Origin of the sequence: Nocardioides psychrotolerans, from assembly GCF_943371775.1 — a bacterium.
Classification (GTDB): Bacteria; Actinomycetota; Actinomycetes; order Propionibacteriales; family Nocardioidaceae; genus Nocardioides; species Nocardioides psychrotolerans_A.
Map to the genome: position 1 here is coordinate 20,384 of NZ_CALRWD010000046.1, position 14,306 is coordinate 34,689.

Sequence of the window (14,306 nt, forward strand, 5' to 3'; positions counted from 1 at the left end):
TAGGTTGAGCCGCATGAAGCCAGCAGCAGCGGCGTTCGCCGCCGTGGCTCTGGTGCTCACGCTGGCGCCGTCGGCCGACGGTCGCCCCGCAGGGGGGCCGGACCGGTCCGACACGGTCGCGCGGTCGGGATCCGACGGCATCGGCGACGACTACTTCCCCCTCGACGGCAACGGCGGGATCGACGTCCAGCGCTACGAGATCCACGACACCTACCGCTTCCGGTCGCGTCGGCTGAGCGGGTGGACACGCCTCACGATCACCGCCACCGAGCCGCTGACGACGTTCAACCTCGACCTGCTGCTGCCGGTCACGGGCGTCACCGTCGACGGTCAGGCGGCCGCCTACGAGCGGCCCGACCCGCACGAGCTGCGGATCACCCCGGTGCGGCCGCTGGCCGCGGGCCGGACGTTCGACGTCGTGGTGCGCTACCTCGGTCACCCGGGGGACATCGCCTGGGAGGGGGAGTCCAACTGGGTCGCCAGCAGCACCGAGGTGATCGCGGTCAACCAGCCCCACATGGCGACCTGGTGGTTCCCGGCCAACGACCACCCCCGCGACAAGGCCCTGATGGACATCTCGATCAGCGTGCCGCGCGGCAAGGTGGTCGTCGCGGGTGGTCAGCGCGTCGGCCGTGAGGTCACCGGTGCCTTCGCCACGACGAGGTGGCGATCGGTCGAGCCGATGGCGCCCTACCTCGCCTACTTCGCCGCCGGGCCCTTCGAGGTCGAGCGCGGCACGCACCGCGGCCTGCCGTGGGTCACCGCGGTCTCGCGCGCCATCCCCGCCGCCGACTTCCGGCGCTCGCAGCGCTTGATGCGGCACTCCGCGCGGCTCACGTCCTGGCTGCAGACCCAGCTCGGCCCCTATCCCTTCGGCTCGACCGGGGGAGTGACCACCAGCCTGACCACGCCCTTCGCCCTGGAGAACCAGACCCGGCCGGTCTATCCCGTCCTCGCGCCCGGCTCCGGCCCGGTCGTGGTGCACGAGCTCGCCCACCAGTGGTTCGGCGACTCGGTGTCGGTCGACAGCTGGCACGACATCTGGCTCAACGAGGGGGCGGCCACCTTCATGGAGGTCCGCTACGGCGAGACCCGTGGCCGGATCGACGGCGCCCGCTGGCTCCAGCAGCAGTACGACGAGCACCACGGTGACGCCGACTTCTGGCAGGTCCGTCTCGACGACCCCGGGGTCGAGCGGCTCTTCGACCACGCGGTCTACGTGCGCGGCGCCATGCTCCTGCAGGCACTGCGCGGCGTGGTCGGCGAGCGCGACTTCTGGGCCCTGCTGCGCCGGTGGGTCGACCAGCACGCCGGCGGCAACGCCTCGACCGAGGACTTCGAGGTCCTGGCCGAGCAGGTCACCGGTCGCGACCTCGCCGACTTCTTCGCGGTGTGGCTGCGCGGCACCACCCGCCCGGCGCGCACCAGCGCCAACGGGCTGCTCTGACCGCCCACCGAGGCGTCGAGACCATCCGTCGGCCGGGCGGGCGGCCTCAGCCCAGCAGCGGCGCGACGACCCGAGCGGCCAGGCTCTGCCGACGGGTCAGTGACTCCTCGGCGTCCGCGAGGGTCATCGCGCGCAGCCCGACGTTGATGCCCAGCCAGCGCAGGGGCTCCGGCTCCCACGGACGTGACGCGTGGCCGACCCACGGCAGCCGCGACAGCTCGGTGTCGCGGCGCAGGACCAGGTCACGCAGCGTGCGGCCGGCGAGGTTGGTGGTGCCGACGCCGTCACCCACGTAGCCACCGGCCCACCCGAGCCCCGTGGTGCGGTCGAGGCCGACCGAGGCGCACCAGTCGCGGGGGATGCCCAGCGGTCCGCCCCAGGCGTGCGTGACCTTCGAGCCGGCCAGCACCGGGAAGAGGTCGAGCAGGGTCGTCCAGAGCCCGGCGTGCACGCGTGCGTCGCGGTCGAAGTCCGGACGCACGCGCGAGCCCCAGTGGTAGGGCGCGCCGCGGCCGCCGAAGGCCAGGCGGCCGTCGGCGGTGCGCTGTCCGTAGATGATCAGGTGTCGGTGGTCGCTGAAGGTCTCGCGCTCGCGCAGCCCGATCTCGTCCCAGACCGCGTCGGGGAGCGGCTCGGTCGCGATCATCAGCGAGTAGACCGGCGCCACCGCCCGACGCACGCCCGGCAGGCCGGGCGTGAAGCCCTCGGTGGCCCGGATGACGTGCTCGGCCCGCACGACTCCGTGCGTGGTCACCGCACGGCCGGGCACGATCGAGGTGACCCGGGTCTGCTCGACGATGCGCACCCCGCGCCGCTCCACGGCCACTGCCAGCCCGCGCACCAGCTTGGCGGGGTGGATCGCCGCACAGTCGGGGGTGAAGGAAGCGCCCCGCGTGCGGGTAGCCCGCAGCCGCTCGTGCGTCTCACCCCGCCCCATCAGCCGTACGTCGGTCCCGTCGCGGCCCCAGGTGCGTGCGGACGCGACCTCCTGCTGCGCGCGCTGCCACTGGGGTCGCGAGCGAGCCAGCGTGATCGTGCCGCCCTGGGCGATGTCGGCCTCGATCCCCTCGGCGGCGGCCACGCGGACCACCTCGTCCACGGTCGCGCGCATCTCGCGGTGCTGGGCCAGCGCGGCGTCACGACCGGCCAGCCCGGCCAGGCTCGGGAGCGACGCGGGGAAGAGCGCGGAGCACCAGCCCCCGTTGCGGCCCGACGCCCCGAAGCCGGCGGTCTCGGCCTCGATCACCACGATGCGCAGCGACGGGTCCGCCTCGGCGAGGTAGTAGGCGGTCCACAGCCCCGTGAACCCCGCACCGACCACGACCACGTCGCAGTCGGTGTCGCCGTCCAGCGCCGCCCGCGGTGACCACCGGTCGCCCGCAGTGGCGTGCCACAGCGACAGGTCGGCGTACGTGCTCAGCGCACGCCCCACGAGTAGGTCTGCTTGCGCAGCTTGAGGTACATGAACGTCTCGGTCGACACGACGCCCTCGACCTCGCGGATCTTGCCGGAGATCAGCTCCAGCAGGTGGTCGTCGGTCTCGGCCACGACCTCGACGAGCAGGTCGTAGCGGCCGGCGGTGATCACCACGTAGTCGACCTCCTCGAGGTCCGCCAGTGCGTCGCCCACCGACTCCAGCGGCCCGTCGACGTTGACGCCGATCATCGCCTGGCGGGCGAAGCCGAGCTGGAGGGGATCCGTGACGGCCACGATCTGCATCACGCCGCTCTCGATGAGGCGCTGCACGCGCTGGCGCACCGCTGCTTCGGAGAGGCCGACCACCTTGCCGATCGCGGCGTAGGAGCGACGCCCGTCGGCCTGGAGCTCTTCGATGATGGCCTTGGAGACCTCGTCGAGGGTGATCCCGGCGCGCTCCTGCTTCCTCGTCATGGGCGTCAAACTAGCCGGTCGACCGGCTGGGGGCACGTTTCGGCGGCGCGTCGGTCGCAATCGATTTCGTTGCGAGCGGGTTTCATATCGACTGGATCCCTTGTCGAGCCCCGACCGGCATGACACGATCCGATGGATCGGTCTCGCAACAGAGGGAAGTCGTATGCCGCCTGACGAACTCGCACGCCGCTCGACCCTGTCCCGTCGGGGGATGCTCAAGGGCGGTGGCGCGGTCGCGTTCGCCGGCGTGAGCCTCGCCGCGCTCAAGCTGCCCTTCTTCTCCGTGGACGGGGCCGCCCAGGACCCGATGAAGTGCCGTGCCGCCGATGTGTCGGCGCGGGAGCGCTCGATGGTCATCTCCAACTGGACCGGCTACATCGACCCCCGCAAGCAGCCGACCTCCACGATGGCGGAGTTCCAGGCGCAGACGGGCATCACGGTCGACTACAACGTCGATGTCAACGACAACGCCGAGTTCTACGCCAAGGTGAAGAACCAGCTCGGCTCCTGCGACCCGATCGACCGCGACATGATCGTCCTGACCGACTGGATGGCGGCGCGGATGATCGGCCTCGGCTGGATCCAGCCGATGGACAAGGCCGCGGTGCCCAACCTGCACGCCAACATCATCGACTCGCTGCGCGACAAGCAGTGGGACCCCGATCTCGCCTACCACGCGCCCTGGCAGAGCGGCCTGACCGGCATCGCCTACAACGCCGCCGAGGTGGGTGAGGTCGGCAGCTTCGAGGAGCTGATCAGCCGCTCAGACCTCACCGGCAAGATCACCCTGCTCACCGAGATGCGCGACACCATGGGCTTCATGCTCAAGGTCGTCGGGGCCGACCCGACCGACTTCACCGAGGACGAGTGGCAGAACGCGCTCGACCGGCTCCGCAAGGCGATCGCCGACGGGCAGCTGCGCAGCTTCGCCGGCAACAACTACCTGCAGGAGCTCTCGGGCGGCAACGTGCTCGCCTGCGAGGCCTGGTCCGGCGACGTGATCCAGGCCCAGTTCGAGAACCCCGACATCAAGTTCGTGGTGCCCGAGGAGGGGCTGTCGCTCTGGAGCGACAACATGATGATCCCCAACCAGGCCACGCACCAGGCCAACGCCCAGCAGTGGATCGACTACTACTACGACCCGGCGGTCGCGGCCAAGCTCGCCGCCTGGGTCAACTACATCTGCCCCGTCGCCGGCGCCCGCGAGGAGATGGAGAAGCTCGACCCCTCGCTGGTCGACAACCCGCTGATCTTCCCCGACGAGGAGTTCCTCGCCAACACGTTCGACTTCATGCCGCTCGACGACCGGCAGAACGCGCAGTACGAGAAGGAGTGGGCCGATGTCACAGCTGGCTGAGGACGTCGCGGCACAGGCCGCGAGCGACCCGACGTACGACGGGCTGCGGCTCTCGCAGCTCACCAAGTCCTTCGGTGGGGGGTTCACCGCGGTCGACGCCCTGGACCTCGACGTGCCCAAGGGGTCGTTCTTCGCACTGCTCGGGCCGTCAGGGTGCGGCAAGACCACCACGCTGCGGATGGTCGCGGGCCTCGAGACACCGACCTCGGGGTCGATCGTGCTCGGTGGCAACGACATCACCTACGCCAAACCCTACCGGCGTCCGGTCAACACCGTCTTCCAGAGCTATGCGCTCTTCCCGCACCTCGACATCTTCGAGAACGTCGCCTTCGGGCTGCGCCGCCGCAAGTCCGCGCAGGTGAAGGAGAAGGTCGAGGCGATGCTCGAGCTGGTCGAGCTCACCTCGCAGGCGCGCAAGAAGCCGGCCCAGCTCTCGGGCGGCCAGCAGCAGCGGGTCGCGCTCGCGCGGGCCCTGATCAACGAGCCCGAGGTGCTGCTGCTCGACGAGCCCCTCGGCGCCCTCGACCTCAAGCTGCGGCGCGCGATGCAGATCGAGATCAAACGGATCCAGACCGAGGTCCGGCAGACCTTCATCCACGTCACCCACGACCAGGAGGAGGCCATGACCATGGCCGACACGGTCGCGGTGATGAATGCCGGGGTCATCGAGCAGATGGGTGCACCGGCCGAGCTCTACGAGAACCCGCGTTCGACGTTCGTGGCCAACTTCCTCGGTCAGTCCAACCTGATCTCGGGCACCGTCGTGTCCCGTGCCGCCGACGTCACCACCGTCGACATGCACGGCATCCAGGTCTCGGTGCCGACCGAGAGGACCCACGTCGACGGCGACCAGGGCTGGGTCGGCATCCGTCCCGAGAAGGTCCTGCTCGGGGAGCCGGGCGAGGAGCTCGACGCCCCCGGCAACACCATCCCCGGTGGCGTGATCACCGACGTCAGCTTCGTGGGGGTCAGCACGCAGTACCTCGTGCGCATGCCCTGGGGCCAGGAGCTCCAGGTCTTCGAGCAGAACACCGGACGGCGACGGATGTTCGCCGTGGGGGAGAAGGTCGAGCTGTCCTGGCGACCTGAGTACGCGTTCCTCCTCGACCAGTCCCAGGACGCGACCGCCGGCGCCCAGCGAGACGATCAGTGAGCGAGACCGTCCGGCGCAAGGGCAAGATCGGCTACCTGCTCCTGTTCCCGGCCGCACTGTGGCTGCTGCTGTTCTTCGTCATCCCGTTCTACTCGCTGGTCGCGACCAGCCTGTTCGACCAGGGCGGCTCGGACTTCCGCGGCTACGAGATGACCTACGCCTTCAGCAACTACGTCGACGTGGTCCGTGACTACGCCGGCCCCTTCGGCCGCTCGCTGCTCTACGGCGCGATCGCCACGTTGTTCTGCCTGCTGCTCGGCTACGTGCTGGCCTACACGATCGCGTTCAAGGCCGGCCGCTGGAAGAACCTCATGCTGGTGCTCGTCATCGCGCCGTTCTTCACCAGCTTCCTGGTCCGCACCCTGTCGTGGAAGCTGATCCTCGCTGACGACGGTTTCGTGGTGAACACCCTGCAGACGCTGCAGATCCTCGGTGACGACGGCCGGCTGCTCGCGACTCCGATCGCCGTCGTGGCGGGCCTGACCTACAACTTCCTGCCGTTCATGGTCCTGCCGCTCTACGCGAGCATCGACAAGATCGACCACCGGCTGATCGAGGCCTCCAGCGACCTCTACGCCAACCCCTTCGTCGGGTTCTTCAAGGTCACCTGGCCGCTGTCGCTGCCGGGCGTCGTGTCCGGGACGCTGCTGACGTTCATCCCCGCGGTCGGTGACTACATCAACGCGCAGTTCCTCGGCAGCACCAACGAGCGGGTCATCGGCAACGTGATCCAGGCGCAGTTCACCGACGCCAACAACTACCCGGTCGCCTCGGCCCTGTCGGTGCTGCTGATGGTGCTGATCCTGGCCATGGTCCTGGTCTACGTGCGCCGGGCAGGGACGGAGGAGCTGCTGTGAGGTGGATCCGTGAGCACCTGGTCCTGATGCTCGGACTGCTCGTGCTCGTCTACACGTTCATCCCGATCTTCGTCGTGGTCGGCATGAGCTTCAACGACCCCGGCGGCCGCAACGTCTACAAGTTCGGCAGCTTCACCCTCGACAACTGGCGCAACCCCTGCGGCCCCGACGACCTGTGCAGCTCGCTGCTGACCAGCATCCAGATCGGCTTCCTCGCCACCCTCGTGGCGACCGTCCTCGGCACCCTCGCGGCGTTCGCCCTGGTGCGGCACGACTTCGCCGGCCGCTCGGCGTCCAACCTGCTGATCTTCCTGCCGATGGCCGCGCCCGAGATCGTGCTCGGCTCGTCGCTGCTGGCGCTCTTCGTGGCGTCGGGCTTCGCCGGCCAGCTGGGCTTCTGGACGATCCTGATCGCCCACGTGATGTTCTGCCTGTCCTTCGTCGTCGTCACCGTCCGAGCCCGCTTGGCGGGCATGGACGACGACCTCGAGCAGGCTGCCATGGACCTCTACGCGACACCGGGCCAGACGTTCTGGCGCGTCACGTTCCCCCTGGTGCTGCCCGGCATCCTCGGCGCCGCTCTGCTCAGCTTCTCGCTGTCCTTCGACGACTTCATCGTCACCAACCTCAACTCCGGCAACACCACGACCTTCCCGATGTACGTCTACGGCCAGGAGCGGGTCGGCGTCCCGATGCAGGTCAACGTCGTCGGCACCCTGATGTTCGTCGTCTCGATCCTGCTGGTCCTGGGCTCCGAGGTCCGCAACCGGCGCCGCGCCCCGGCCTGACGCCGAGTCGGCGTGATGTTGCAGGGGGTGGGCCGAGTCGGCGTGATGTTGCGGTTCACGTGAACGTACGACGCCGCTCGAGCCTCGCGCGAGCTGCCGCCGCGGTGCGGCGCAGCCGTTGCTCCGCTTCCTGGTGGTGGCCGAAGACGTGCCTCTTCACGAACACCTCGATCTGCCAGGTGCGCTCCGATGCCATCCACGCGCGCCTCGACTCGTCGTGCGCGGCCTGCTCCGCTCCGTGCCACTCCACCCCGTCGTACTCCGCCGCCAACAGCCACTCCTCGAGACCCATGTCGAGGAAGAACCACGCGACGCCGTCGACCTCGACGGGGATCTGGGTCTGCGGCCGCGGCAGCCCCGCGTCCCACCACCGGTTCCTCAGTGCGGACTCCCCGAACGACGCTGCACCACCGTCGGCTCGCAGGGCAAGCTCGCGCAAGAGGACGACGCCCCGCTGACGGTCGAAGCGCCGCACCTCGGCGAGGAGCTCGTCGTGCGTGAAGAGACCGAGCCGCAACATCGCATCCATGCCCGCGAGCCTCAGGTCGGCGGTGCGCTGCAGGCGCCCTAGGTCGAGGGCGGTGCGCAGCGGAGTCGTGACGCGCAGCCCGTGCAGCTCCATGACGTCCGACGGGCGGATGCGGCGCTCGCCGCTGGCCGCGACCGGGTTCCTCAACCGGCCGGCGTCGCTCGCGCGGAACATCGAGATGAGCGGCACGCCCAGGTGCTCCCCGGGCGCGAGTGCGCCGGTCGCCCCGTGCAGCCACGCCGCTGTCCGGTCGCAGATGAAGACGTCGGCCGGGACAACCAGGCTCAATGCCTCACAGCGCAGCACGATCGAGTCTGCGACGTGCGCCGGCACGTAGACGCCGTTGAGCATCCGTCTGAGCTGCCCGTCAGCGGTCAGGCGCGACAGCTGCGTGCGGTCGACGCCCGAGTCGTCGGCTTCAGCGATGGTGAACGGGCGGGTGGGCAGGATCGTCAGGGTGGGGTGCGGATCCATGCGGGGCGGTCTGCCCGGGCCACGCTCGGTGCAATCCGACCGGATCTGTGCCTGTGGACGACCGCCTCAGGACGAATGCCTGAGGTGCTGCAACATCGCGCCGACTCGGCGTACGGGCTGCAACATCGCGCCGACTCGGCGTCAGAGCAGCGTGGACGCCTTGTCGAGGACGACGCGCAGGATGTGCTCGATCTCGTCGAACTCCTCCTGCCCGCAGATCAGCGGGGGAGAGAGCTGGATGACCGGGTCGCCGCGGTCGTCGGCGCGGCAGTAGAGCCCCTCGTCGTAGAGCGCCTTGGAGAGGAAGCCGCGCAGGAGCTTCTCGGACTCCTCCTCGTTGAAGGTCTCGCGGGTGTCGCGGTCCTTGACGAGCTCGATGCCGTAGAAGTAGCCGTCGCCGCGGACGTCACCGACGATGGGCAGGTCCTTGAGGCGCTCCAGCGTCGAGCGGAACGCACCCTCGTGGGCGCGCACGTGCTCGAGGAGACCCTCGCGCTCGAAGATGTCGAGGTTGGCCAGCGCGACCGCGGTGGAGACCGGGTGGCCGCCGAAGGTGTAGCCGTGGGCGAAGGACTCGTGCCCGTGGAGGAACGGCTCCATCAGCCGGTCGGACGTGATCATCGCGCCCAGTGGCGCATATCCCGAGGTGATGCCCTTGGCGCAGGTGATGATGTCGGGCTGGTAGCCGTAGCGCTCGGCGCCGAACATGTGGCCGAGGCGGCCGAAGGCGCAGATGACCTCGTCGGAGACCAGCAGCACGTCGTGGCGGTCGCAGATCTCGCGCACGCGCTGGAAGTAGCCCGGCGGGGGTGGGAAGCAGCCGCCGGCGTTCTGCACGGGCTCGAGGAACACCGCGGCCACGGTCTCGGGGCCCTCGTTGGCGATCGCGACCTCGATCTGGTCGGCGGCCCAGCGGCCGAAGGCCTCGGGGTCGGTGTGCCCGTCGAGGAACCCGCCGGTGATCTCGTGGGCGCGGTAGGAGTTGGTGTTGGGCGCGCGGAACGTCGAGGGCACCAGCGGCTCGAACTGCGCCTTCAAGCCGGGCAGGCCGGTGATCGACAGGGCGCCCGCGGTGGTGCCGTGGTAGGCGATGGAGCGGCTGATGACCTTGTGCTTCATGGGCTTGCCGGTGAGCTTGAAGTAGTTCTTCGCGAGCTTCCACGCCGACTCGACGGCCTCGCCGCCGCCGGAGGTGAAGAACACCCGGTTGAGGTCGCCCGGCGCATAGCCGGCGACGCGCTCGGCGAGCTCGATCGCGGTCGGGTGGGCGTAGGACCACAGCGGGTGGAAGGCCAGCTCCGAGGCCTGCTTGGCGGCGGCCTCGGCGAGCTCAGTGCGACCGTGACCGACCTGCGACACGAAGAGCCCGGCGAGACCGTCGAGGTACTTCTTGCCCTGGGCGTCCCAGATGTAGGCGCCCTCGCCCTTGACGATGATGGGGACGTCGGAGTGGTCATAGGTCGAGTGGCGCGTGAAGTGCATCCACAGGTGGTCCTTGGCCGCGCGCTGCAGGTGGTCGTAGTCCAACGTCATGCGGTCATCCTCCCCGTCAAGTGCTCCAAGAGCAAGTGGATCCGTCGTTAGTGCGGGGCCTGAGCGACGGAATTCGTTGTGAAGGCGCGCGGCTTCGCCTGGTAGACATGCGCCATGACGACCACGGTCTTCCGCAACGGCACCCTCTTCGACGGTCATCGGTACGTCGGTCCCGGTGCGGTCGTCGTCGTGGACGGGCGCATCGCGGACGTCCTCGTGGGTGACCCGAGCGGCCACACGCTCCCCGGCGGACGGGTCGTGGACCTGGCCGGCGGCCTCCTCGCCCCGGGCTTCGTCGACGCGCACGTCCATGCGGTGCAGGGCGGGCTCGAGCGGATCCGCTGCGACCTCTCCGAGCTCGACGGTCGCGAGGCCTACCTCGAGCACATCGGCGCCTACGCGGCCGCCCACCCCGAGCTGCCGTGGATCCTCGGTGGCGGCTGGGCGATGTCGGCCTTCCCCGGCGGCACGCCGACCGCGGCCGACCTGGACCGGGTGGTGCCCGACCGGCCGGTGTTCCTGCCCAACCGCGACCACCACGGCGCCTGGGTCAACTCACGGGCGCTCGAGATCGCCGGCATCGACGCGACCACGCCCGACCCGGCGCACGGACGCGTCGAGCGCGACTCCGACGGCAACCCGACCGGCACCCTGCACGAGGGGGCCATGCACGCCGTCGCCCGCCACACACCACGCACGAGCGAGGAGGAGTACTACCGGGCGCTCCTGGCCGGACAGGCCCACCTCCATGCGCTCGGCGTCACGGGCTGGCAGGACGCGATCGTCGGCGCCTACGCGGGGATGGACGACCCCGGCCCGACGTACCTCCGCGCCGCGCAGCGCGGTGACCTGACCGCCGACGTCGTCGGTGCCCTGTGGTGGGACCGCGACCGGGGCGAGGAACAGGTCGCCGACCTGGTCGAGCGGCGAGCGCTCTACACGCACGGACGTTTCCGGGCCACGAGCGTCAAGGTCATGCAGGACGGGGTGGCGGAGAACGGCACGGCCGCCCTGACGGCGCCCTACCTCGATCGCTGCGGTCACGCGACGACCAACACCGGCCCCTCCTTCGTCCCCCCGGAGCGGCTGCGGCGCTACGTCGCCCGCCTCGACCTGGAGGGCTTCCAGGTGCACGTCCACGGCATCGGCGACCGCGGGGTGCGGGAGGCGCTCGACGCCTTCGAGGGCCTCGACCCCGGCCATGACCGCCGCCACCAGATCGCCCACCTCCAGCTGGTCCATCCCGACGACGTGGCGCGCTTCGCCGCCCTCGGCGTCGCCGCCGATGTGCAGATGCTGTGGGCCTGCCTCGACGAGCAGATGGTCGACCTGACGCTGCCGTTCCTGGGGGAGGAGCGGGCTCGCTGGCAGTACCCCTTCGGAGACCTGCACCGCGCCGGCGCCCGCCTCGTCGCCGGCAGCGACTGGCCGGTCAGCACGCCCGACCCGCTCCAGGCGATGCACGTCGCGGTCAACCGCACGGCCCACGGCGAGACCGGCCCGGCGGGGGAGCAGCCCTTCCTGCCCGAGCAGGCCCTCGCGCTCGAGACGGCGTTCGCCGCCTACACCTCCGGGAGTGCGTGGGTGAACCACCGCGACGACGCCGGGGTCCTGCGACCCGGTGCGGTGGCCGACCTCGTCGTGCTCGACCGCGATCCCTTCGCCGGGCTGCCGGGCGAGATCGGGGCGGCCGGGGTCGTCAGCACGTGGGTCGACGGACATCAGATCCACTGATCTGCCTTGTGTTGCGGGGGAGTGGCGACGAAATCCGCATCAAGTCGTCCCTCAGGGCTACAGATATCGTCGTCCTCTGACTAGGCTCCCCACATGGCTGACCAGACATTCAGGAACATCGTCAACGGCGAGCTCGTCGACGCCTCGGCGGGCGAGACCTACGACGTCGTCGACCCGAGCACCGGCGAGGTCTACGCGCAGGCCCCCATGTCGCGGGCCGAGGACGTCGACCGCGCCTACGCCGCTGCGGATGCCGCGTTCGACGCCTGGGGTGAGACCACGCCGCAGGAGCGGGCCCGCGCCCTGCTGCACATCGCCGACGCCATCGACGCCCGCGCCGACGAGATCGTGCGCGTGGAGAGCCGCGACACCGGCAAGCCGCTGGGCCTGACCGCCTCCGAGGAGCTGCCGCCCAGCTCCGACCACTTCCGCTTCTTCGCCGGTGCCGCCCGCGTGCTCGAGGGCAAGTCGGCCGGTGAGTACCTCGCCGACCACACCTCGTTCATCCGCCGCGAGCCGATCGGTGTCGTCGGCCAGGTGACGCCGTGGAACTACCCGCTGATGATGATGATCTGGAAGATCGCGCCCGCCCTGGCCGCCGGCAACACGATCGTCCTCAAGCCGAGCGACACCACGCCCGCGAGCTCGACGCTGCTGGCCGAGCTGTGCCAGGAGTTCCTGCCGCCGGGCGTGCTCAACGTGGTCTGCGGTGACCGCGACACCGGTCGCGCGCTCGTGGAGCACAAGACCCCGCAGATGGTGTCCATCACCGGCTCGGTCCGCGCCGGCATGGAGGTCGCCGGTGCTGCGGCTGCCGACGTCAAGCGGGTCCACCTCGAGCTCGGGGGCAAGGCGCCGGTCATCGTCTTCGACGACGCCGACATCGAGAAGGCCGCCGCCGCGATCGCCGAGGCCGGCTACTTCAACGCCGGCCAGGACTGCACCGCCGCCACGCGCGTGCTCGCCGGGCCCGGGGTCTACGACGACTTCGTGGCAGCGCTGGCCGAGCAGGCCAGGGCCACCCGCACCGGCATGCCCGACGACGAGGACGTCCTCTACGGCGCCCTCAACAACGAGCACCATCTCGCCCGGGTCGCCGGCATGGTCGACCGGCTGCCCGACCACGCCAACCTCGAGGCGGGTGGCTCGCGCCAGGGCGACCGCGGCTACTTCTACACCCCCACCGTCATCTCCGGGTTGAAGCAGGACGACGAGCAGGTCCAGGACGAGATCTTCGGTCCGGTCATCACGGTCCAGAAGTTCGGTGACGAGGCCGAGGCCCTGCGCTGGGCCAACGGCGTCAAGTACGGCCTGTCCTCCAGCGTCTGGACCAAGGACCACGCCCGCGCCATGCGCATGTCCAAGCGTCTCGACTTCGGTGTCGTGTGGATCAACACCCACATCCCCTTCGTCTCCGAGATGCCCCACGGCGGCTTCAAGCAGTCCGGCTACGGCAAGGACCTCTCCATGTACGGCCTCGAGGACTACACGCGCATTAAGCACGTCATGTCCTACATCGGCGAGTGAGCGCCGCGATATCGGCGCGCTGCCGGCGTTGTCGGCGCTCGACGGCCCGCTTCGCTCCCAGGCCACCTTCGCGCGTCCGCCTTGGCATCACACCGATCTCACGACGCTCACGATGACTTCAGAGAAATGGAAAAGCGCATGAGGATCCTCCTGGTCGGCGCCGGCGGCGTCGGGTCGGCCTTCGCCGCGATCGCGGCCCGCCGCGACTTCTTCGAGACGATCGTGGTCGCCGACTACGACGAGGCCAAGGCGCGCACCGCGGCCGCCATCGACGAGCGCTACGTCGAGGCGCGCGTCGACGCCTCCGACGCGGCGTCGGTCACCGCGTTGTGCCGCGAGCACCGGATCACCCACGTGATGAACGCGGTCGACCCCGTGTTCGACATGCCGGTCTTCGAGGGGGCCTTCGCCGCTGGGGCCGACTACCTCGACATGGCGATGAGCCTGTCGCGGCCGCACCCCGAGTCGCCGCACGAGAAGTGCGGGGTCAAGCTCGGCGACGAGCAGTTCGCGGTCGCCGCCGACTGGGAGGAGGCCGGCCGCCTCGCGCTCGTCGGGATCGGCGTCGAGCCCGGCCTCTCCGACGTCTTCGCGCGCTACGCCAGCGACCACCTCTTCAGCGAGATCGACGAGCTCGGCACCCGCGACGGCGCCAACCTGGTCGTGACCGACGACGACGGCAACGAGATCTTCGCGCCGTCCTTCTCGATGTGGACCACGATCGAGGAGTGCCTCAACCCGCCGGTGATCTGGGCAGGGGACGGCACCGGGGCGGGGGACTGGCACACGACGGCGCCGTTCAGCGAGCCGGAGGTCTTCGACTTCCCCGAGGGCATCGGCCCGGTCGAGTGCGTCAACGTCGAGCACGAGGAGGTGCTCCTCATGCCGCGCTGGATCGACTGCAAGCGTGCGACGTTCAAGTACGGGCTCGGCGACGAGTTCATCACCATCCTCAAGGTGCTGCACACGCTCGGGCTCGACAGCACCGAGAAGGTGCGGGTCAAGACCGCTTCCCAC

The 14,306-nt window shown here is 69.9% G+C and carries 12 protein-coding genes; 8 read left to right on the forward strand and 4 right to left on the reverse strand.

Annotated elements, in window-relative coordinates:
* The first annotated feature begins 13 nt into the window (after positions 1 to 13).
* Positions 14 to 1,447, forward strand: a complete 1,434-nt coding sequence (locus AAG827_RS13845; protein ID WP_341926655.1) for a M1 family metallopeptidase — start codon at positions 14 to 16, stop codon at positions 1,445 to 1,447.
* A 46-nt stretch (positions 1,448 to 1,493) separates the two neighbouring features.
* Here the strand turns inward: AAG827_RS13845 and AAG827_RS13850 are convergent, their stop codons facing one another.
* Together AAG827_RS13850 and AAG827_RS13855 are read right to left on the reverse strand one after the other, a co-directional pair.
* Positions 1,494 to 2,879 (reverse strand): FAD-binding oxidoreductase, encoded by a 1,386-nt coding sequence (locus AAG827_RS13850; RefSeq protein WP_341926656.1) that lies wholly within the window; start codon positions 2,877 to 2,879, stop codon positions 1,494 to 1,496.
* Positions 2,864 to 3,337 carry an Lrp/AsnC family transcriptional regulator gene (locus AAG827_RS13855; RefSeq protein WP_341926658.1) on the reverse strand — a complete coding sequence of 158 codons (474 nt, stop codon included), beginning with the start codon at positions 3,335 to 3,337 and terminating at the stop codon, positions 2,864 to 2,866. The genes AAG827_RS13850 and AAG827_RS13855 overlap by 16 nt, the downstream gene beginning before the upstream one ends.
* Before the next feature lie 163 nt (positions 3,338 to 3,500).
* On the opposite strand from AAG827_RS13855, the gene AAG827_RS13860 reads away from it, so the two are divergent.
* From AAG827_RS13860 to AAG827_RS13875, 4 genes are read left to right on the forward strand one after another with little or no spacing between them, the layout of a single operon-like run.
* Positions 3,501 to 4,694 (forward strand): spermidine/putrescine ABC transporter substrate-binding protein, encoded by a 1,194-nt coding sequence (locus AAG827_RS13860; RefSeq protein WP_341926659.1) that lies wholly within the window; start codon positions 3,501 to 3,503, stop codon positions 4,692 to 4,694.
* A complete protein-coding gene (locus AAG827_RS13865; protein ID WP_341926660.1) occupies positions 4,678 to 5,847 on the forward strand; it encodes an ABC transporter ATP-binding protein in 1,170 nt (389 codons plus the stop codon). Before AAG827_RS13860 ends, AAG827_RS13865 begins: the two co-directional genes overlap by 17 nt.
* Entirely contained in the window at positions 5,844 to 6,704 is an 861-nt protein-coding gene (locus AAG827_RS13870) for an ABC transporter permease (protein WP_341926661.1), read from the forward strand. The genes AAG827_RS13865 and AAG827_RS13870 overlap by 4 nt, the downstream gene beginning before the upstream one ends.
* Positions 6,701 to 7,492, forward strand: a complete 792-nt coding sequence (locus AAG827_RS13875; RefSeq protein WP_341926662.1) for an ABC transporter permease — start codon at positions 6,701 to 6,703, stop codon at positions 7,490 to 7,492. The genes AAG827_RS13870 and AAG827_RS13875 overlap by 4 nt, the downstream gene beginning before the upstream one ends.
* A 55-nt stretch (positions 7,493 to 7,547) precedes the next feature.
* Here AAG827_RS13875 and AAG827_RS13880 read toward each other — a convergent pair whose 3' ends face one another.
* Both AAG827_RS13880 and AAG827_RS13885 read right to left on the reverse strand, forming a co-directional pair.
* Positions 7,548 to 8,495, reverse strand: coding sequence for a type IV toxin-antitoxin system AbiEi family antitoxin domain-containing protein (locus AAG827_RS13880; protein WP_341926663.1), 948 nt, complete (start codon positions 8,493 to 8,495; stop codon positions 7,548 to 7,550).
* Positions 8,496 to 8,636: 141 nt separating this feature from the next.
* Positions 8,637 to 10,028 carry an aspartate aminotransferase family protein gene (locus tag AAG827_RS13885; protein ID WP_341926665.1) on the reverse strand — a complete coding sequence of 464 codons (1,392 nt, stop codon included), beginning with the start codon at positions 10,026 to 10,028 and terminating at the stop codon, positions 8,637 to 8,639.
* Positions 10,029 to 10,142: 114 nt separating this feature from the next.
* On the opposite strand from AAG827_RS13885, the gene AAG827_RS13890 reads away from it, so the two are divergent.
* The 3 genes from AAG827_RS13890 to AAG827_RS13900 all read left to right on the forward strand — a co-directional run.
* Positions 10,143 to 11,762 carry an amidohydrolase gene (locus tag AAG827_RS13890; RefSeq protein ID WP_341926666.1) on the forward strand — a complete coding sequence of 540 codons (1,620 nt, stop codon included), beginning with the start codon at positions 10,143 to 10,145 and terminating at the stop codon, positions 11,760 to 11,762.
* A gap of 93 nt (positions 11,763 to 11,855) precedes the next feature.
* Positions 11,856 to 13,289 (forward strand): gamma-aminobutyraldehyde dehydrogenase, encoded by a 1,434-nt coding sequence (locus AAG827_RS13895; protein ID WP_341926667.1) that lies wholly within the window; start codon positions 11,856 to 11,858, stop codon positions 13,287 to 13,289.
* 138 nt (positions 13,290 to 13,427) lie between these two features.
* The coding region (locus tag AAG827_RS13900; RefSeq protein WP_341926668.1) for a saccharopine dehydrogenase NADP-binding domain-containing protein at positions 13,428 to 14,306 on the forward strand (879 nt) is incomplete at its 3' end.

Excerpts from the sequence above, each read along its gene's own strand:
- AAG827_RS13890 (WP_341926666.1), top strand. The coding sequence starts at position 10,143 with ATGACGACCACGGTCTTCCGCAACGGCACCCTCTTCGACGGTCATCGG.
- AAG827_RS13895 (WP_341926667.1), top strand. The coding sequence starts at position 11,856 with ATGGCTGACCAGACATTCAGGAACATCGTCAACGGCGAGCTCGTCGAC.
- AAG827_RS13860 (WP_341926659.1), top strand. The coding sequence starts at position 3,501 with ATGCCGCCTGACGAACTCGCACGCCGCTCGACCCTGTCCCGTCGGGGG.
- AAG827_RS13880 (WP_341926663.1), bottom strand. The coding sequence starts at position 8,495 with ATGGATCCGCACCCCACCCTGACGATCCTGCCCACCCGCCCGTTCACC.
- AAG827_RS13845 (WP_341926655.1), top strand. The coding sequence starts at position 14 with ATGAAGCCAGCAGCAGCGGCGTTCGCCGCCGTGGCTCTGGTGCTCACG.
- AAG827_RS13865 (WP_341926660.1), top strand. The coding sequence starts at position 4,678 with ATGTCACAGCTGGCTGAGGACGTCGCGGCACAGGCCGCGAGCGACCCG.
- AAG827_RS13885 (WP_341926665.1), bottom strand. The coding sequence starts at position 10,028 with ATGACGTTGGACTACGACCACCTGCAGCGCGCGGCCAAGGACCACCTG.
- AAG827_RS13855 (WP_341926658.1), bottom strand. The coding sequence starts at position 3,337 with ATGACGAGGAAGCAGGAGCGCGCCGGGATCACCCTCGACGAGGTCTCC.